This is a genomic window from Acetobacter fallax, assembly GCF_011516735.1.
Taxonomy (GTDB): Bacteria; Pseudomonadota; Alphaproteobacteria; order Acetobacterales; family Acetobacteraceae; genus Acetobacter; species Acetobacter fallax.
On the sequence record NZ_WOSX01000054.1, the window covers coordinates 1 to 17,953 of the forward strand.

Genomic DNA, 17,953 nt, shown 5'->3' on the forward strand with positions numbered 1-17,953 from the left:
CTCAAGGAATGGCGCGCTGTCGCAACCAGATACGAAAAAACAGCAACCTCGTTCCTCGCGGTCATCCACATCGCTGCCGCCGCAGACTGGATCAAGTGCTAACAGGCCCTAAAGTGGAACTGCTCTATCGCGCCCGGAACTGGGACACACGGGCAGGCACGGTCGAACTGGCGATCCCGAAGCTGCGCAGGGGCAGCTACTTCCCGACCTTCCTTGAACCCCGGAAAACGGCGGAAAAGGCGCTACTGGCCGTGATCCAGGAAGCCTATGTGCAGGGCATTTCCACCCGATCGGTCGACGATCTCGTCCGCGCCATGGGTGCCGGCGGGGTCTCCAAAAGCCAGGTCAGCCGGCTGGTCGGCGAGATCGACGAACGGGTCAACTCCTTCCTGTCGCGCCCGCTTGAGGGCGAATGGCCATATCTGTGGATCGACGCCACGTATCTGAAAGTCCGACAGGGCGGCCGGATCGTCTCGATTGCTGTGATAATCGCTGTGGGAGTGAACATGGATGGTCGCCGTGAAGTGCTGGGCGTCGCCACAGGGCCGTCAGAAGCGGAAACATTCTGGACCGATTTCCTGCGCTCCCTGGCCGATCGCGGCCTGCGCGGCGTGAAGCTGGTGGTCGCCGATGCTCATGCCGGGCTGCGTGGCGCTGCCGGTCGCGTGTTCAATGCGAGCCTGCAACGCTGCCGGGTGCACTGGATGCGTAACGCGCTTGCCCATGCCCACGCGAAACAGCGTCCTGCCATCACGGCCCTGCTACGCACGATCTTCACGCAGGAAACCGCCGAGGACGCATCGCGCCAGTGGGGGGACGTACATAAAACGGGCACAGATATACGCTAAGGATTATCGGTGATTGTGATGGCTTGCCGGAGCGGGCGGAGTTTCCCTTCTGGGATGTCGGCGTCGGTCCAGAGGTAATCCCCGGTCAGGTTGATATGCTGCCACCCCAGCGGAGAGAGATGCTGGAGCAGACCAGGCGGAACGGATCGTCCTTGATGTTCGAGATGCCGCATTGCGGCTCCGAGATAGGTGGTGTTCCACAATACGACGGCGCTGGCGACGAGATTGAGCGCGCTCGCCCGATGTCCCTGGGCTTGCAGTCCGTGATCGCGGATCCGGCCGGTGCGATGGAAAAAGATGGCGCGCTTGAGGGCGTTCTGGGCCTCTCCCTTGTTCAACTCGCGGGTGGCGCGGCGGCGTTCCTCGGGGAGCTCGATCCAGTCGAGCGTGAACAGCGTCCGCTCGACGCGACCCATCTCTCGCAGGGCAAGAGCGAGACCGTTCGCGCGAGGATAGGAACCGAGCCGTTCCAGCATCAGCGACGCGCTGGTGACACCGGTACGGATTGAGGTGGCGAGCCGGATCACGTCGTCCCAGTGCTCGGAAATCAGGCGTTCGTCGATCGGCTGGGCCACCAATGGGACGACAGTCGACCCTGGCTTCATGTCGCTGAACAGATGCAGGCGTCTGTTACCGATGTTGGGGATACGCGGGGCGAAACGGAAACCGAGGAGATGGCATAGGGCGAACACATGATCCGAAACGCCCCCGCCATCGGTATGGTGACGCTCGATCGCAAGGTCGGCGCCATGATGGAGCAGGCCGTCGAGTACATGCGCGGCCTCGCTGGCACCGGCGGAGATGACTGTGGAATGGAACGGCGCGTAGCGATCGGAGACGTGGGTGTAAAAGGAGATGGCGGGTTCGCTGCCCTTGTGCGGATTGACGGCGCCGGTCGCCTGCGCGCGTCGATCGAGCGGGAAGTGCTGCCCGTCCGAGCTGGACGCGGTGCCGTCGCCGAACAACGCGGCAAGCGGCAGCCGATGCTGCGCCTCGACCAGCCTCGCCAGCGCCGCGCCGTAGCTATCCTCGCGCAGGTGCCAGGCCGAGAGCCAGCCGAGCTGACGCCGAGTTACCAATCCACAGGCCTCGGCCATGCGGGCGTGGCCGAGATTGGTCGCATCGGCAAGAACGGCGGTAAGGATCGCGCGGGGATCGTCGTGTGACCGGCCGGTAGTCAAATGCGTGAAGCAGTCGGCAAATCCCGTCCAGCGATCCACGTCGGCCAGCAGATCGGTAATCCTGATGGCCGGCAGGCGTGCGTAGAGGGGCGCCAGGGCGTCCTCTGCCTCGTCTGGAGTGACCGCGCGCAAAGGCGAGATGCGCAGCCTCCCCTCAGCGATCCGCACGTCTTCGAGCGTATCGGTGGACGCTTTCACCTCTATCTCGGCGAGCCGGCGCGTGAGCAGCGCCTTGCGTTCCGCCAGCCAGACCGCTGCGGTATCAGCGACGGCGATCGGCAGGGGGCCGGCCTCGCGCATCGCGGAAAAAACCGGCTTTGGAATAAGCTGGTGCTCTACGGCGCGATAGCGCCGGCTTCCCTCGACCCACATATCCCCCGCGCGCAGCCGGTCGCGCAGTTCCGCCAGGACGCAGAACACGAAGATGCGGCGGTCGAGACCAGCACGGTCGATCCGCTTCCGCCAGCTCGTCCGGACAAAGCCGAGCGGCACGTCGGCCGGAAGTCTGTGCCGGCCGACGGCGAGGCCGCGCAGGGTCTCGACAGCTTGGGCAAGAGGTGCGCAGGCGGGAACAGCCCCGAAAGTGAAGGCGGCGACGAACGCCGGACCGATCTGGCGCAGGATCGGTGCGTTCTCCCGGGAGAGTGCCACGGGATCGAGCGGATCAGGACGAACGAGACGACGGGCTTCCGCGACTTCCCGTGTCAGCGCGTCCCAGCCGATGACGCCCTCGATCGCCGCGTATGGATCGGCGTCGTCAGCGCGGGCGCTCAACACCGCATCGCCGATTTCGGCCAGAAGGCGGATTTTGGCGTTGATGGTCCGACGATCGCGTTTCAATGCGGCTTCCTCGCGCCGTTCCGCCCGGCGGAACAACTGACCGAACAGACGCTCGAACATGAGCACCGCGTCGTCTGTCAGCGTCATCTGCGTCTCGATGACTGTGGCGACCAGCACCGCGCGCCGCCGTGCCGGGTTCAACGAGGTAAGATGTTGCGCCGTGAGGCGCGCGCCTTCCTGGCACAATCGGCGAAGCCGCTCCGGGTGAATGGTGTCCACGAGGCCGGAATCCAGGTCGATCGCACGCAGGAGCGACAACCGGTCGAGGATCGCGGCGAAGGCACGCCTCCCGGGCTGGCCAGGAGGCTGACGCACCCAGGTGAGGCTACTGATATGGCTGCCGCTATGCGGCTGGAGGAGGCCATCGAGCCGATCGCGCTGGCTGGCGGTGAGATGCCGCGTCAGCAGCTCGCAGACATACCGCTCGGCATCGAGCAGCGCCTTGCCCACCATGCGTTCGATCTGAGTGATACCAGGCACGACGATGCGTCGCCGGCGAAATTCGCCCAGCAGCATCCGTGCGAGAACGATTCCGCTGCTGGACGTCAGGGCGGCAGGCAGAAGCCAGGCCTGAAGCTCGATCTGGAGCGGCCGACAGAATTGCTGGAATCCGAATGTTCCACGCAGCGTATCGAGCTGCTCGTAGCGGGTCGGCCCACGTACGGCATAGTCGGCGAGCGCGTCCGGCTCGATCCCGAGTTGATCCCCTATGAAGGCGAGCGGGATCTGAGGGATCAGTTCCCCCGGCCGGAGCAGCCGCCCCGGGTGGCGCAGTGCGCAAAGCTGGATAGCAAAGCCCAACCGATTGTGCGCCCTTCTCCGACTGACAATGACACGCAGGTCATCGGGAGTGAGCGTCCAGTAGCGCACCAGGTCGGCCTCGTTTTCGGGCAGGGCAAGCAGCGCCAGGCGCTGCGCCTCGGTCAGAACGGAACGGCGCGGCATCTGTCAGGTTCTGCCGGGAGGCGTCCAGCCAATTCGCGCCAGCGTGTCGATCAGCGTCGAGCGCGGGACACCGAAGTTGCGGCATATGGCCGCCTTGCTGGCGCCTCCTTCGAGGGCGACGGTAATCGCCGCGATCTTCTCCGCGTCGATCGCGGGCGGCCTGCCGCCGCGCCGGCCCCGGCGCCTGGCGGCCGCCAGCCCCGCCATGACCCGTTCGCGCGTCAAGGCGCGTTCGTATTGGGCGAGTGCGCCGAACATCGAGAACAGCAACTCGCCTTGCGCGGTTGCCGTATCCATATGTTCGGTCAAGGATCGGAAAGCGATGCCACGCTCCCGAAAATCTCCGATAATATCGAGAAGATGCGATAGAGAACGACCCAGACGGTCGAGTTTCCAGACCACCAGCGTATCCCCTTCCTTGAGCCAGGCGAGGCACGTCTTGAGACCAGGGCGATCGTCGCGGGCACCAGAGGCCTTGTCGGAATGGATGTGGCGTGCATCGACACCAGCCGCGATCAGCGCATCGCGCTGGAGATCCACTGACTGGCGTTCGTCGGCTGAGGACACTCGCATATAACCGACCAGCATGTACGACAAACCTCAGCAGAAGCGTTTCCGCATAGTAATTCAAAACGACAGGGTTTGTCGTGCAGTTTTTGCTATCTTGGCGGCTATCTTTTCCCGGCAAGAAAAAGAATGACGGAAAACACCTGTTTCCCGTCATATACTCTCAGCAGCCAGCCTTAGCGTATATCTGTGCCCGTTCTATGTACCGACCCCGAGTGGATCGGGCCGAGCGTCGAAAGGTCATGGCACTGGCCCAGGCCCGTAAAATTGACGCCATTCTGGTGACGGAGCTGTCCCGCTGGGGGCGTTCGACCATTGATCTCATCTCCACGCTTCAGGAGCTGGAGAGCTATCGTGTTTCCCTGATCGCCATAACGGGTTGACTACACGAAAGTGCATTTAACGTACGTTTAGAGAGAACGTTAAACGAACTATCATGTAAGGTTTAGGGCCTGTTAGGTCTTGAGGCGATCTGCTGTTGCGGCGATGCAGATAACGGCCATGAAGGACGTAGCGGTTTTCTCATACCGCGTGGCGACTGCTCTCCACTCCTTGAGACGTGCCCACAGATTTTCCACCAGATGTCGGTGCCGATAGGCCCATTTCGGGCAGGTTACTTGTGGCTCGTTGCGTTTTGTCGGGATGACCGGGCGTGAACCCCTGTCCCATAAGGCCTCTCGAAACTGGTTCGAGGCATAGCCCCGATCGCAAACGACATAGCGCGGGGCGTGCGGCAATGCGTCAAGGAGGGCCATGGCCGAGGGGAGTTCATGGGCCTGACCTGGCGTCAGGGTGAAAGACAGGGCCTTTCCATGCCCATCTGCGGCTACGCAGACCTTGCTGCCAAACCCTCCACGCGAGCGGCCAAGTGCTTCACGATCATTGCGGCGTTCTCTGAATCCCCCTTTTTGGCCGCTCCGGCGGCCTTGTGATGAGCCCGAATGTTTGTGCCGTCGAGGAAGACCATACCTAAAGCCGGATCTTGACCCTTCACCTGTTCAAACAGAGCCTGCCAGACGCCGAGCTTTGCCCAACGGATGAAGAGTTGGGCTGCCGTCCACCAGGGGCCGAGTTCAGCAGGAATTGAGCGCCATTTCGCGCCATTCTGATGGCGCCAGAAAATCGCCGACAGGGTCCGCCGCAGATCGCGAGGCGGGGTTTTGCCTTTTGGACGGACCGTCTCGATCAGAGGTTCCCCGACCGACCATGCATCATCGGAAAATACAGACTGCATCATGCTCATCACAAAGAGCTATGCAACTCGTTCCGTCTTTCAAGACCTAACAGGCCCTAGCTGTAGGCTAAGGCGCATCCCTTTCGGCCGTAGCTCACAAAAGGTCGCGTAAGTCTCTCGTAACGTGCGCTCGGAAAAAGGTGACGAGTGATCTACCCGCAGCAAGCGCTCAGTTTCGATGGTGCTATCGTCATGAACTCGAGGCAGACAGGGACTCAATTGTTCGACGTGGTAGATTGAAACAGTAGAAAATGAAGAATGTTTTAAGTGGGTACCGATAGGTAGATTGATCGGACAGTCACTCTATCCAAAGGAACACGCCCGATGTTTTACGAAATTGCCACACACGGCGTGATAAGCGTCATATTATTCTGTGGCTTTCTCGGCATGCCACTGCTGGGCATCGTTGCAATGATCCTAGAGCTGCGCCGAAAAGATGATCCGAGAGAACCTGCGACCGCTGGCCGAGTGCCAGTCTGCATTGCCTATACTATCTGATTGCTGGCTCAGTCTCCGCCGCTTTACTGTAAATTCCAAAAAATCTGACGCAGACGAATTTTAATCTGCTTTGGTTAAAGTCTACGCGCGTCATATGGTGATATTATACCAAACTTGATCGATGATGTACGCGCGCTTGGCGCGTGCTCCTTATGAGAGACGCCGCCGGAAGAACCAACGGCGCCAGTCTCCTGCCTTGCAGCAAGACTTATTTAGAAACACCAAGCGGTGCCGTGAATATACGCCCGTCGACATCCGTGAAGCGAATAACCGACCCGTTTGCCGGCGTATGGGCCTGCGTTAGCCACGGGAGGGTAATGGTCGCCTTCGCCCCCATCGGCGCACGGATACCGTAGGGCCCCGGGCCAAATTTGTTATAGGCGTAATCATTATCGAAGTTCTGCTTCGTCAGGGCTGACAGAACTTTGGCATCCCAGTGTTCTGCGATCACTTTGTCCGGCCCGATAACGGCTGCATCAACGATGTGCACGGGTGCTTCAGGCGTTCCTGCATCCAGATAGGCATGAACGCGAATACCGCCATCAGCGAGAACGACCGCATTGGACAGCGTCACGTGATGCTTCGTCGGGCTCACCGGCCCACTATGGAACGGCGTAACGACGGAACCGCGAAAATAGCTGTAGGTGCTGACGTTGTAGATCAGGACAAAGCCGAACAAAGCCAGCGTCAGGTTCCGGAATGGAATATCCGCCAGCGGAAGCGGAAGCGCGCCGCTCGCCCAACGAAACCAGGCGCTGTCTGCGAGACGCGGACGTCGGGCCAGCAACACATTGTCGAGGCTGAAAGCACTCGATCCGCCGAGCAGCAGGGTCGTTCCCATAGCCAGGTTACACGCGGCCATCGTCCATTCGTCGATGCAGGTCGCGCCCTGCCAGCCGAACATGGCCATCAGGATCACGGAAAAACCCATCGAGACGAGCGCGGACGCCCGGGTCATGAACCCTGCCATCAGCGCGGCACCGGCGATCAGCTCGGCGGCGCTGAAGACGATGACACCTGTGTAGAGGAGCCAGAAATGCTGCAACAGGAACGAGATGACGTGTTCAAAACCGAACAGCGCCCCAGGCATCGCGGTTTGAAATTTGTTGGCCATCCAGTTGTGGCCGCCCCAGGCGTCGAGCTTGGAAGGCGCATAGATGAAACGGCGCGACCCGCCGCCCCAGTAAATGAACCCCTGAATGACCCGCGTTGCCAGCAGTGCGAGGCCGCCGATGCGCCAGTTACGCTCGGCTTCGGTCAGGGGTCGGGCGGTGGCGCCAAAAACGGCGCGCTGCGCTGATGCGTGTGTGATACTCATGTTCGCCTCCATTTACTCGCTGTCGTGATCCGGCATGCTGCCGCCGTGATAGGCCTTGAAGCCGTAGCGTTCGAAAATCGCCAAGGCGGTTGGCGACTTGATGAAATCGAGCCAGAGCTTTGCGGCCTGAGGGTGCGCGGCTCCCTTCACCATCGCGCCCGCGTAGATCGCCGTGCTGTTCTGATCGGCGGGAATGTCCACATGGCTGATGGCGTGCCCGGTCTGTTCCTGGAAGATCGCTTCGGACTGCCATGTCACACCGGCGTCAGCGAGGCCCTGCATCAGGAATAACGGCGTTTGCCGATGATGAATATGCGTCAGGACCGTGCTGCCGTTGGCAATTTTCGTCTTGTAGACGGCGTTGGCCAAAGCTTTGCCGCCCGCCTTGTCCAGTGATGCCTCGATCTGGCGCGCGATGCCCTCGAATTCGGGATTGGGCATCGCAAGCCTGATGCCCGGGCGGCCGAGATCCTTCAAGGATTCGACGTGGCCGGGATTGTCTTTCGGAATCATGATCGTGAGCGTGTTCGTGACATAGGGCACGGCAGGCGCCGCCAGCAGGCCACTCTTGATATACTGATCGATCTTCTTGAGGCCCGCGAAATAGGCGTCGGGCTTGGCCGTCCACGTCATATTGCCGGAGGTGATCGTCCCGCCTGCTTCGATCTGGCGGATCAGCAATCCGGGCGGGATCGTCTCCCAATAGATCTTTCCGGAGAATTCGGGATGCTCATGCTCGAACGCCGAGACGAGCGGCGCCATGGCGAAGAAGTAGTTTCCCCCGACATACAGGACGAGGCTCGGATTCGTGATGTCGCCATGAAAATCGGCCAGAACATCGACTTCCGGGACGGTGAATTCGAAGCCGCGCCGTGTCGCGTCGTTGTTCTGGCCGTGCTGCCACGGCGGAAACACGTCTTCTGCGTAATGCGGGGTCTGCGCCTTGCCGTTCCATTGCACCGGATCGGCCAACGCCGCAGCAGTCGACAGCACGAAAGTCGCCGCAGCTGTGGCCAACAGGGTTTTTCTTATTCTTGAGGGTGTCATAGCCGTTCTCACTTCACGTAGCCGAAACCGGCATGTTGCAGTTCAGGGATCGTTGCCACGATGCCGGGGGTCAGGACGACGCCGTCGATCAGGTGATTGGTCAGTTCGGCGGCCATCTGCTCGTGTGACAGATGATCGGGATTGATACCTTTCTCGATCAGCTTGCCCGTCTGCTCCCAGATCGCGTTGTGGCAGGCCATGAACACGACGCCACGCTTCTGCAAAATCGGGATCGTGTTGCCTGCCGCTCCGAAAAGACCCTTCGGATCCTCGTGAGCCGACGCATCGAGAGCACCGTCTGGCGTTTTGATAAGCGTATTAAACGCAAAGGCCGGCCCGGCGAGCTTCGCCAGCTGATACTTGTCCCAGATTGTCTGGTCATAGAGGGCAAGGTGAGCGGAGCCATGCGTGGCCGACACCGCGAGAAAGTCCGGGTGTCTGAACGAAAACACCTGTGCGTTAACGGAATTGCGCATCAGGTTGAGCCAAGGGCTATCGATTGCTGTGTTGTCCCAGACCTGCTTCCGCTCGCCGCGATAGGCGATCACCAGATCAAGTGCCTGGGCGTCCCACATGAGCGGGTCGTCGAGCACCATCGGCACGGTCCTGAAATCGCGGCGGCGCGGGGATCTGGCCAGCTGCGAGGTCAGCACGGCAAGATTGCCGGTTCCGTCCGCATGGGACGAGGAAGATCGTGCTGCCAAGGCAGTGGAAGTGGTGGCGATCGTTGCGCCGGCGGTGGCCGCCATCAGACCCAGCAGGGCATGGCGCCGGTCGGCGCGAAGGTTTGAAGTCATGTCGTTCATAGTCGGTCTCCTTTGGAGAGCCTGATCATGCGCTTCTCTTGATCACCCGAACCAACTCATTTGAAAGCACGAAACGTTCGATTTTCTGTATTATTCGGCGATGTAACTTCGGTTATCGCCCCTGAAAGATCACCCCGGAGGTCTATTTCAGGCCGATGAAAACCCGCACAGCTCCACGATCGCTGGCGACACCGCCCCCGAGACCACCGCTTATTGTTACTGCCGGCTCCAGAATATGGTTAAAGCCGATATCAACGAAGCTCGACAGGCGTCGTTGCCTGGTTTGCTGCTGACGCACCACATCGGCGACCAGCGCAGTTCGAGGCCCTATCAGATGCGAGCCGACCATCCCGACCATCCATCGCTTCGGCCGTTCGTCAGGCCGAACCCTGAAGGATCGCGTCCAGGCGATTTCTATGCCGACCCTGGGCGCCTGCCTGGAACGGCCAAGCGATTTCGTCGCAACGAACTGGACGCTGTCGCGTGGTCCCTAATGGCCGCCCCCATAAGGCTCCTGGCGGATGAGCGATATCAGCATGGCCGGAACGTAGCGCCCCTGCTGGCGGAAGTTCCATTCCACTTCCGCGCCCGCCAGATTGCCATGAACACTTGACGCGTCGCCGAACTGACGCGCGGGCGCAAAGCTCAGTTCGATCCGGCCGGGCAGTCCCAGCTTGATGGCCGGACCACCCCGCGCGCTGTAGCGCCCGTCGCCGGCTATACTCACGCGCTCGGCCGTTTGCAGCGCGACATGTCCTGACGGCGTGACAAAGGCGTCCTTGAGCCTGACGGGTAAATTAGCGCTCAGACCCTGCGGATCGCCCTGCGCGTGCACCGGACCCATCAGGCACCAGGCAAACACGGCGCACAGGCACGCCCCCACAAACTCATTGGCCCTGTTGCGCAACAATGCGGCGTTATGGCCGCGGTGCCTAGCCCACGGCAACGAGAACAGCACCGAGGGCGATCAGGACAACCCCGCCCCAGCCTTTGGCGGACATATGTTCGCCCAAGACCAGGACGCCGAAAATCGCCACGAAAACGACACTCAGCTTGTCGACAGGCGCCACGCGCGCCGCATCGCCCAGCTTCAACGCGCGAAAATAGCATAGCCATGATGCTCCCGTGGCGAGACCCGACAGCATGAGGAAGAGGACCGTCCGCCCACCGATGGGGTCTAGCGCGCGCAGCTTGCCGGTGAGGGCAAGCAACGTTCCCAGCACGACGACGATGACGATCGTGCGCACGAAAGTTGCGATATCAGAATCAACCCCCTGAACGCCGAGCTTGGCGAGGATTGCCGTCATCGCCGCAAAGGCGGCTGATAACAGAGCCCATACCAACCAAGGGGGCACACCTGAGCCATTCATGATCATGATGCCCTATCGGTTAGGCGTCTTCTTCGGTTGCGGTCTGGGCGATGCGGATGGCGCCCGTGTTGAACCCGTCGGCCGTGATATGGCCCAGCGCCACGGCACCGATGCAGAGAATGACCGACGCGGCCACGTTCACGGACGCCCGCCCCCAGGCATCGTTACGGATCAGGTCGAGCGTCTGCAGGCTGAAGGATGAGAACGTCGTATAGCCGCCGCAGAGCCCGATCATCACGAAAAGACGCATGTTTTCCGACACCGGATAGCGCCCGTCCGCAAGGGTCAACGTGCCGAAGAAACCGATCACGAACGAGCCGAGCGCGTTGATGGGGAGGATCGTGCCCCATGGGATGAAGCGGCTGATCGGCATGGCCGCGACGGAAACCAGGTAACGCGCCAACGTGCCGAGAGCGCCTCCGACCATGACGATAAGACAGGTTGTAAACGACATGCCATTCCCTTTCTGCGCGAGTTCGGACGGAACCCGCTGTTTCGGGCGGCGAAATGCAGACGCACTCCCACCGCCATTGTGTCGCGGTAGGAGCCATCAGCCCTTGCGAGGGCGGTTGAAGGGGGAGCTCCATCCCCTTGTCGGGAGAGTTAACATAAAGCGGTCGCAGTGCGCTACTTCAGGGTGCCGCCGTCGGGGCATGGTTAATCCCGAGAAGAGCCGTTTCCTGTATTTGTGACCTGCCAGCCCTCCTTTTTTGTTGCTCGCCCTCACCGCCGGGCGCACATAATCCCGGTGACGCGCGAACAGCAGAATTTCGTCGTCCTGGACAAGGGGATGGGGTTCCCCTGAAACCGCCGCAAGGCTGATGACTCCTCTGTGCCGCAATCGGTACGAGGAGACATGTGCGCCTCTCTTCGTTCCGAAGGTCGTTTATCTTTGGAGTGGAGATCTATCATGCACATACTGGCCATTCTCGACCGGCCTGGGCCGGCGCTCCAGACCCTTCGCACCGTCGATAGCCTCATGGTGCGTTTGCAAGATTGCAAGGTGACGATCCTGCATCCGCGGCAGGAGACCAATCCGGACTTCCAGTCTGAGGACGAAGGCATCGAGACGCAGAGCGAACACGCCGAGTTCGAAAAGCGCGAACAGAATTTGAGTGGTACCTTGCGCGACATCACCGAGCGATGGATGACGACGCGCGCGGACACGGGCTCAGCACAATGGCTCCAGGCGATAGGCGACGTTCGCAGTATCGTCGCCGAACAAAGCCGGAAAGCCGATCTCGTGGTCGTCGGCAGACACATGCCAAGCGACCCCGACCGGACCAGAAAGACTCTCATGGCAGCACTTTTCGATGCCAACGCCGCCGTATTAATCGCTCCTGAGCATGCGCCCCGGACGATCGGCGTTCGTCCCGTCATTCTGTGGGAGCCGTCCCGGGCGTTGGATGCCGCACTATCGGCGGCATGGAAGTTGCTGCTGACTGCCGAACACGTGACCTTCCTGATCGGAGCGCTCCCTGATGAATGTATGCCTGATCCTGCCCGGCGGTTGATGGATGCCGGCATCAGTGTCGGTATCGATCGTTTTCGGATTGATGACGGTGAAGGGATCGCGCTTCGCGATCATGCACTGCGCGCAAATGCGGATATTCTCGTTATGGGCGCCTATACGCATCCGCGTTTCTTCGAAAGGCTTTTCGGAGGCGTGACCGAGGACATTCTTGCCCACGAGATGCTGCCATTGTTGATCCATCACTGAACATCGATGCCGATGCCGCGCTTGATATCCCAAGCGACTTCACGCGCGGCATTGAACAACTCAGTTCCCCATGTAAGGGTGATTAGCTCCGGGCGTGAGCGCCGTGTAGAGCTGGTCGCGAATATTGTCGAAGCCGATCGTCAGCCACCGGGCAGAGGCGCCGTCTGTGGCAATCTGTCCCGAGGTGCGGGTAATTTCTTTCGATCCGTCACACATGGCTGCGGTGACCTGAGTCAAACCGCCTTTCGGCCCGCCTTGGGCAAATTCCGTTTCGGCGGAGCAGAGTTCGTCCTTGGCGGGCAATCGCACGGCGTTGAGATACATCACGATACGACGGCTGTCTGCCGATGCCACGCCGTCCTGCGTCGGATAAAGGGCAGCCAGCGTCGCGTCTGTCTGACCCGGAACCGTTCCGATGAACTTGACGGGCAGGCTCTTGTAGTCCCACCACAGACGCGCCCGTTCATGCGAGGGATTGTTGCTGCTGGTGATTGCCGTTCCGCATCCGCCAAGCAGAGCCAGTCCCGTCAGGACGGAGGCGAGAGGCAGAACCTTCGATTTGCCAAAAATTTTCATGGAAGCCTGTTCCCGTGATCGCATTTCGGCGCATGATTTTTCGGAGGGGCAGAGACACTCTCCGGAATGCAAATCATTGCCTTTCGAGTTTCGCGGCCAGGACCGATTTCCCGCCTCGCTTCTCGTGAAGACTTTGATACGATCAGGGGACGAGGCTGAAAATTGAAACGTATCGCTTAGAACGTTCGATAAAATAGATTACCGGGTTGCTCTTTCACCCGGAAGGCCTCATTCGAGAAAAGCTCAGCGCCCTGCAACGCGTTTCTCAGGGTAATGCGCCGCAATGCGCTGGTTCATTGGATACACGGTCGACGAAATCAGGCCGTACGCCGATGCGCTCTACTCCGGGGTTGCGATGCAGGGAGAGACGAACAGATTTCCCGCCCACCCGCTGGCGAGCGTCTTGGCCGCGACGACCAGCCACATGATGGCGAGCATCACGCAGAACACCGTGCCCGCGACGCCGAAAAACCCGTAATCGAGCATCGCACCGAGCCGGAACGTTGCGACCGTGTAAACGCCCAACGGGAAGGTATAGCCCCACCAGCCGAGATTGAACGGGATGCCCGAGCGCCAGTAGCGCGCCGTGATCAGGCACGCCATCAACCACCACCACAGCCCGAAGCCCCACAACAGCAGCCCCGCCAAGACCCCCATGCCGTGGGCCGCGATGCCGATCTCCCGCGGGCCATGCAGCGCCATGATTGTAGGTGCGTCCCCACCCAACACCAGCATTCCGAGCGCGCCCGTGCCGATCGGTCCCAACGCCAGCCAGCATGACGCCGCCATGCTCTCATGCGGCAGTTTGTGCAGCGCCATGCGTAGCGTCAGGATCGTCAGGATGCCGAACGCGACCGGCACCGAATACGCCCAGAGGACATAGGACGTGAGCAGCACGGTGAACTGCGTGCCCGCATCCGCCAGATGCGGCGCGATCTGTCCCCCGGATGCCCCCGCCACTTCGGCCGCCACGACCGGTAGCAGCCAGATCGCCGTCATGCCTTCCAGACGATGCTCGTGCCGTGTGAACATCAGATACGGGATCAGCACCCCGCAGGCGATCGACATCGCCACGTCCAGCCACCACAGCGCATGGGCGATGCCCACGATGCCCTCACCGAACAACGAAATGCCGAACGCGATGCCGCCGTTGATGATTGTCGCCAGTCCCATCGGTATGGTGCCGAAGAACATCGATACCGTGCCATGCCCGAAGATCCGCCGCGCCTCGTGGCCGAACATCATCCACCGCGCGGCATAAAGCCCGGCGAACAGGGCAAACAGGGCGATGTTGAAAAGCCACAACGCTGTGCCGACGCCGTGGAGATACGAACCGGCGACGGGGATCTGCGGTAGCGCGAGGGCCAGGATACCCGTCCCCATGGTGGCAGCGAACCAGTTGGGCGTGAACTGGCGGATCATCTCGCGCGGATGGGCGAGGTTCTGCAGCGGCTTCGTCATGGCTTGTTCACTGTGACAGGGGCGCCCAGCAGGGCGAGAAAGGCAGTTTCCGCCGGCGACAGGCGGCGTTGCGGGTGGCGCAGCGCGCGGAACTGCCGGTCCGGCAGGTTCATGGGCACGGCGCATAGCAGCCCGGCCTCGATCCGGCCCGCCACCACGCTTGCCGAGAGCACGGCAGCAGCGGTCCCCGTCTCCACGGCGCTGGCCATCGCCTCGTTGGACGCGACCTCCAGCATCACGTCGAGATCGGCCGGATCGACGCCGAGGGCGTGGAGTGCGTGTTCGAACTCGATACGCGTGCCCGACCCGGCCTCGCGCAGAACCCACGGGCTGCGCGCGAGATCGCGGGTCGCGGGCGGAGTCGACGCCCATGGGTGATCGGGGGCCACGACCAGCAGCAGCTGATCCTGAGCGACGACATCGCTGTGCAAGTCCGGCGTCGGCAGATCGCCTTCCACCAGGCCAATCGACGCCTCGCCCGATTGCACCCCTGCCGCAATATCGCGTGTATTGGCGATCGTGACGTGTAGGCGAATGCCGGGATACGCGGCGCGGAACGCATTCAGACGCGCGGGCAGCCAGTAGCTCGCTATGGTATGGCTGGCATGCAGGCGCAGGCTGCCGTCGCGCAGGCCCGCGAGGTCGAACATCCGCTCGCGCGCGATGTTTGCGCGGTTCAGCACGGTGCGCGCTTCCTCAAGAAACAACCGACCGGCCGGTGTCAGTTCGATGCGGCGACCGATCCGGCTGAAGAAAGCAAGCTGGAATTCGCCCTCCAGTTGGGTCACGGCATGACTGACGGCGGATTGCGTCAGATTGAGGAATTCGGCGGCCCGGGTGATGTGCTCGCGCTCGGCGACAGCTGCGAAAATCCGAAGTTGTTCCAGCGTCATGACACTACCGCCCGGGTCAGGGCCACCAGCACGGCACAGCCAAGGGCACCAAGCGCAATCGTTAGCGCGCGCTCCATGCTAGGGCCGACCGAGTAATGCGTCGTATCCGCCGCGATTGCCGTACGCGTGGCTTGGAACCGCCGATACGCTGCGGCGAACAGAACAACGCCGAGCGCGACGAACACGACGCCCAGTTCGGCGGTGGCCCCATAAGGGCGCGGTGCGGCGGCATCGTGCTGGTCTGCCGCCAGACGCAGGAACAGGTCAAATTTCGCCAGTACGCCGCCGAAGGCCACAATGGCAAGCGCCGTGCGGAGCCAGGCGAGAAAGGTCCGCTCATTGGCCGCGTGATCGGTATAGCGCGGGATCATACGGCCTGCGCCAGCCGGTCGGCGACCTCACGGGCCTGCACGCGGATTTCCGGAATGGCAATGGACTCCAGCAGCACGCCGAGCCGCGCCGGGCCGATTGTAAACAGATCGTCCGCCACGTCGCCCTCCGCGTTGATGAGCGCACCGTCCGGCGTGCAGGACAGGCCCGCGCCCTTGAAACCAGGAACTATCTCACCCCGATTGAACAAATCGTGCAGCAAGGGCGCGTCTGCGCGTTGGTATTTCAGGCTGGGGCCGGTACAGTTGATGACGTGGGCGGCGGTGATCGTCATGTCGTCGCCGGCCCTGACGATCAGGCCATCTTCGCCGGTGCTGATTGCGGTCACGCGCCCGTCAAGCACGCGCAAGGTTCCGGCCTGACGCTCCTGGTCAAGGATATCTGCAATATGCGGAGCCATACGATGCCGCAGGATTTCCCAGCGCCGTAGCAAATGCCGCTGGAAACGGGATTTTTCGACATCCGGCAGCGCCAGCCACAGCGTGTTGATGACCGGACGCATGCTGTCCACCGCCGCCCGCCAGTCGGTGCCGCGTTTCAGTGCCGCATGGAAAGCGCGCAGGTAGGCGAGTGCGGTTGATGCTGTATTTCCGGGTGTAAAGACAGGTGCTGGCAGCTTCGTGTATGCCGCATGCCGTTCGGGAAACAGGCCGCGACGCGACAGGGCCGTCACCTGTCCGCGGTGGCCGTTCTCCCGCAGACGCAGCAGTACGTCGATCGTGGTCAGGCCGGTGCCGATCAGCGTCACCGCGTCATCGGGCGCAACGTTGGCCAATGCCCGTTCATCCCAGGCGTTGTGGTGATAGCGGCCGGTGTCGTCCAGTTCGCGCGGGATACCGGGCAGGCACGCCGGATCGAAATGCCCGGAAGCCAGCACGACCTGTCTGGCATATAGCACCTCCCCGTCAGCGAGTGTCACGGCAAAGCCGCCGTCGATCCGGTGACAACCGACGGCGCGCTGCCGGACGTGCTCAGGAGCTGCGATAGAATGCAGGTTGCGAAGATAAAGGCCATAGAGCGCGCGCGGTACGAACTCCCCGTCATCGATCGTGCCGGGCACGTTCTCGGCCAGCCAGCGCAAGAAGTGGTCGGGGTCGGCCGGGTCGGCGCTCATGCCCTTGGCCGGGACATTCAGGAGATTTTTCAATGACGGTGTTGAGTAAGCGAGCCCGAAGCCGGGACGGTCGGACGGATCGACCAGCGTCGCAGTCATACCGTAGCGGGTGGCGAGGTTCCACGCCGTCAGCGTGCCGCTTGCGCCCCCACCGATGATGACGATGTCGTGTTGATCGGGCTCGGTCATATCATAACTCTCCTGGATTGCGTGTCACCAGAATGATCCGAAGCTTCTGAACCATCCATGAGATTGTCTAGATTGGAACGTTCGAAACTATCGAACTGTCTCCCTGACCTTCGCATACAACATAATTGCCGCCAGTCATGCTTCCGTTGCAGGCACAGCAGCTAAACGCACAAGCGTTCGGTAAACCGTCGGCCGTGACACTGAAAAGACGGCGGCGAGATCGCTGATCGAGTAATCGCCGGTGTCGTACATCCGGCGCAGTTCCTTCTGCTGCCGCTCGGAGAGCTTGGGCTTCTTGCCGCGCAGTTTGCCCTTGGCACGGGCAACCGCCATGCCTTCGCGGGTTCGCATCCGGATCAGGTCGGCCTCGAACTCGGCGAATGTTGCGAGGATATTGAAGAAGAGCTTGCCCATCGGATCGGACGGGTCATGCACGCTGGCACCGAGCTGGAGGCGTACGCCCCTGGCGGCGAGGTCGTCTCCGATCGCTCGCGCGTCCGGCACCGATCGGGCCAGCCGATCGAGTTTTGGCACGACGAGGGTGTCACCGCGTCGCACAGCTGCCAGAGCCTGATCCAGGCCAGGGCGGGTCCGGGTCGTTCCGGTGAATCCCTTGTCAGTATAGATCCGTTCAGCGGCGATCCCGAGGTTGAGCAGGGTCTCACGCTGCACGGCGAGGTCCTGCTTGTCGGTCGAGCAGCGGGCGTAGCCAATCAGGACGTGCGTCATGGGAAATATTGTAACGTATAAGGACCCTTCATCGCAAAACATATCGTACTATCTATATGAGACTCTGTTCTTGGCCGTTTTCCATGGGTCATCTGGTCGGCCAGAGCGGGTCCGTTCAACGATCCCCTTCCGGACACATGAAGGAGACATCCGATCATGGCGCGGCGCCGTCTTCTGACCCGTGAAGCTCTCGCCCGACATTACGAGCCTTCTGTCGATGATCGCGA

Annotated in this window: 17 protein-coding genes, 3 pseudogenes and 2 riboswitches; of the genes and pseudogenes, 4 read left to right on the forward strand and 16 right to left on the reverse strand. The window is 61.5% G+C overall.

Translation table 11 applies throughout. The features are described 5' to 3' along the window. Both GOB85_RS16520 and GOB85_RS16525 read left to right on the forward strand, forming a co-directional pair. Nucleotides 1–102: pseudogene (locus GOB85_RS16520) on the forward strand (IS5-like element ISMex42 family transposase); the annotation flags it as partial. A gap of 23 nt (nucleotides 103–125) precedes the next feature. Continuing rightward, nucleotides 126–812 (forward strand): annotated as a pseudogene (locus GOB85_RS16525) (IS256 family transposase); the annotation flags it as partial. Nucleotides 813–844: 32 nt separating this feature from the next. Here the strand turns inward: GOB85_RS16525 and GOB85_RS16530 are convergent. Then, complete coding sequence (locus GOB85_RS16530) at nucleotides 845–3,814, reverse strand: Tn3 family transposase (protein WP_173578597.1); 2,970 nt, start codon at nucleotides 3,812–3,814, stop codon at nucleotides 845–847. 3 nt (nucleotides 3,815–3,817) lie between these two features. Further along, a complete protein-coding gene (locus tag GOB85_RS16535; protein ID WP_019087712.1) occupies nucleotides 3,818–4,402 on the reverse strand; it encodes a recombinase family protein in 585 nt (194 codons plus the stop codon). Nucleotides 4,403–4,593: 191 nt separating this feature from the next. On the opposite strand from GOB85_RS16535, the pseudogene GOB85_RS16540 reads away from it, so the two are divergent. Further along, nucleotides 4,594–4,761: pseudogene (locus tag GOB85_RS16540) on the forward strand (recombinase family protein); the annotation flags it as partial. Between the two features lie 75 nt (nucleotides 4,762–4,836). Here the strand turns inward: GOB85_RS16540 and GOB85_RS16545 are convergent. From GOB85_RS16545 to crcB, 8 genes are all read right to left on the reverse strand, one after another. Beyond that, a protein-coding gene (locus GOB85_RS16545; RefSeq protein WP_196756840.1) for an IS5 family transposase occupies nucleotides 4,837–5,615 on the reverse strand; the annotation gives its coding sequence in 2 pieces (ribosomal slippage) (nucleotides 4,837–5,276 and nucleotides 5,276–5,615; 780 coding nt in all). A 706-nt stretch (nucleotides 5,616–6,321) separates the two neighbouring features. After that, the gene (locus tag GOB85_RS16550; protein WP_011251529.1) at nucleotides 6,322–7,431 is read right to left on the reverse strand and encodes a TQO small subunit DoxD; all 1,110 of its coding nucleotides are present in this window, start codon (nucleotides 7,429–7,431) and stop codon (nucleotides 6,322–6,324) included. Nucleotides 7,432–7,443: 12 nt separating this feature from the next. After that, nucleotides 7,444–8,448 carry a substrate-binding domain-containing protein gene (locus GOB85_RS16555; protein WP_010510929.1) on the reverse strand — a complete coding sequence of 335 codons (1,005 nt, stop codon included), beginning with the start codon at nucleotides 8,446–8,448 and terminating at the stop codon, nucleotides 7,444–7,446. Between the two features lie 38 nt (nucleotides 8,449–8,486). Next, complete coding sequence (tetH, locus tag GOB85_RS16560; RefSeq protein ID WP_010516738.1) at nucleotides 8,487–9,284, reverse strand: thiosulfate dehydrogenase; 798 nt, start codon at nucleotides 9,282–9,284, stop codon at nucleotides 8,487–8,489. Between the two features lie 142 nt (nucleotides 9,285–9,426). Continuing rightward, nucleotides 9,427–9,633, reverse strand: a complete 207-nt coding sequence (locus GOB85_RS16565; protein ID WP_231098615.1) for a hypothetical protein — start codon at nucleotides 9,631–9,633, stop codon at nucleotides 9,427–9,429. 141 nt (nucleotides 9,634–9,774) lie between these two features. Continuing rightward, nucleotides 9,775–10,011, reverse strand: coding sequence for a hypothetical protein (locus tag GOB85_RS16570; protein ID WP_231875120.1), 237 nt, complete (start codon nucleotides 10,009–10,011; stop codon nucleotides 9,775–9,777). A 205-nt stretch (nucleotides 10,012–10,216) separates the two neighbouring features. Beyond that, nucleotides 10,217–10,627 carry an EamA family transporter gene (locus GOB85_RS16575; RefSeq protein ID WP_456304248.1) on the reverse strand — a complete coding sequence of 137 codons (411 nt, stop codon included), beginning with the start codon at nucleotides 10,625–10,627 and terminating at the stop codon, nucleotides 10,217–10,219. Between the two features lie 46 nt (nucleotides 10,628–10,673). Continuing rightward, nucleotides 10,674–11,108, reverse strand: coding sequence for a fluoride efflux transporter CrcB (gene crcB / locus GOB85_RS16580; protein ID WP_010510921.1), 435 nt, complete (start codon nucleotides 11,106–11,108; stop codon nucleotides 10,674–10,676). Nucleotides 11,109–11,188: 80 nt separating this feature from the next. Next, a riboswitch (Fluoride riboswitch) is annotated at nucleotides 11,189–11,254 on the reverse strand. A gap of 177 nt (nucleotides 11,255–11,431) precedes the next feature. Then, nucleotides 11,432–11,492: riboswitch (Fluoride riboswitch) on the forward strand. A 72-nt stretch (nucleotides 11,493–11,564) separates the two neighbouring features. On the opposite strand from crcB, the gene GOB85_RS16585 reads away from it, so the two are divergent. Beyond that, complete coding sequence (locus GOB85_RS16585) at nucleotides 11,565–12,374, forward strand: universal stress protein (RefSeq protein ID WP_010516727.1); 810 nt, start codon at nucleotides 11,565–11,567, stop codon at nucleotides 12,372–12,374. Nucleotides 12,375–12,434: 60 nt separating this feature from the next. On the opposite strand, the gene GOB85_RS16590 is transcribed toward GOB85_RS16585, so the two are convergent. From GOB85_RS16590 to GOB85_RS16615, 6 genes are all read right to left on the reverse strand, one after another. Beyond that, the gene (locus tag GOB85_RS16590; protein ID WP_010510917.1) at nucleotides 12,435–12,950 is read right to left on the reverse strand and encodes a thioredoxin domain-containing protein; all 516 of its coding nucleotides are present in this window, start codon (nucleotides 12,948–12,950) and stop codon (nucleotides 12,435–12,437) included. Between the two features lie 339 nt (nucleotides 12,951–13,289). Next, nucleotides 13,290–14,411 carry a TDT family transporter gene (locus GOB85_RS16595; protein WP_010516726.1) on the reverse strand — a complete coding sequence of 374 codons (1,122 nt, stop codon included), beginning with the start codon at nucleotides 14,409–14,411 and terminating at the stop codon, nucleotides 13,290–13,292. Continuing rightward, nucleotides 14,408–15,304 carry a LysR substrate-binding domain-containing protein gene (locus GOB85_RS16600; RefSeq protein WP_010510913.1) on the reverse strand — a complete coding sequence of 299 codons (897 nt, stop codon included), beginning with the start codon at nucleotides 15,302–15,304 and terminating at the stop codon, nucleotides 14,408–14,410. The genes GOB85_RS16595 and GOB85_RS16600 overlap by 4 nt, the downstream gene beginning before the upstream one ends. Further along, nucleotides 15,301–15,675: a YidH family protein gene (locus tag GOB85_RS16605; protein WP_010516723.1), complete on the reverse strand. Its 375-nt coding sequence runs from the start codon at nucleotides 15,673–15,675 to the stop codon at nucleotides 15,301–15,303. Before GOB85_RS16605 ends, GOB85_RS16600 begins: the two co-directional genes overlap by 4 nt. After that, nucleotides 15,672–16,997 carry an FAD/NAD(P)-binding protein gene (locus GOB85_RS16610; protein ID WP_010516722.1) on the reverse strand — a complete coding sequence of 442 codons (1,326 nt, stop codon included), beginning with the start codon at nucleotides 16,995–16,997 and terminating at the stop codon, nucleotides 15,672–15,674. Before GOB85_RS16610 ends, GOB85_RS16605 begins: the two co-directional genes overlap by 4 nt. A gap of 135 nt (nucleotides 16,998–17,132) precedes the next feature. Then, a complete protein-coding gene (locus GOB85_RS16615; protein WP_019092210.1) occupies nucleotides 17,133–17,726 on the reverse strand; it encodes a recombinase family protein in 594 nt (197 codons plus the stop codon). Nucleotides 17,727–17,953 lie beyond the last annotated feature (227 nt).

Coding starts and splice junctions, on each gene's coding strand:
- GOB85_RS16615 (WP_019092210.1), bottom strand. CDS start 17,726: ATGACGCACGTCCTGATTGGCTACGCCCGCTGCTCGACCGACAAGCAG.
- GOB85_RS16550 (WP_011251529.1), bottom strand. CDS start 7,431: ATGAGTATCACACACGCATCAGCGCAGCGCGCCGTTTTTGGCGCCACC.
- GOB85_RS16605 (WP_010516723.1), bottom strand. CDS start 15,675: ATGATCCCGCGCTATACCGATCACGCGGCCAATGAGCGGACCTTTCTC.
- GOB85_RS16585 (WP_010516727.1), top strand. CDS start 11,565: ATGCACATACTGGCCATTCTCGACCGGCCTGGGCCGGCGCTCCAGACC.
- GOB85_RS16600 (WP_010510913.1), bottom strand. CDS start 15,304: ATGACGCTGGAACAACTTCGGATTTTCGCAGCTGTCGCCGAGCGCGAG.
- GOB85_RS16535 (WP_019087712.1), bottom strand. CDS start 4,402: ATGCTGGTCGGTTATATGCGAGTGTCCTCAGCCGACGAACGCCAGTCA.
- GOB85_RS16565 (WP_231098615.1), bottom strand. CDS start 9,633: ATGGTCGGCTCGCATCTGATAGGGCCTCGAACTGCGCTGGTCGCCGAT.
- GOB85_RS16595 (WP_010516726.1), bottom strand. CDS start 14,411: ATGACGAAGCCGCTGCAGAACCTCGCCCATCCGCGCGAGATGATCCGC.
- GOB85_RS16590 (WP_010510917.1), bottom strand. CDS start 12,950: ATGAAAATTTTTGGCAAATCGAAGGTTCTGCCTCTCGCCTCCGTCCTG.
- crcB (WP_010510921.1), bottom strand. CDS start 11,108: ATGTCGTTTACAACCTGTCTTATCGTCATGGTCGGAGGCGCTCTCGGC.
- tetH (WP_010516738.1), bottom strand. CDS start 9,284: ATGAACGACATGACTTCAAACCTTCGCGCCGACCGGCGCCATGCCCTG.
- GOB85_RS16530 (WP_173578597.1), bottom strand. CDS start 3,814: ATGCCGCGCCGTTCCGTTCTGACCGAGGCGCAGCGCCTGGCGCTGCTT.
- GOB85_RS16610 (WP_010516722.1), bottom strand. CDS start 16,997: ATGACCGAGCCCGATCAACACGACATCGTCATCATCGGTGGGGGCGCA.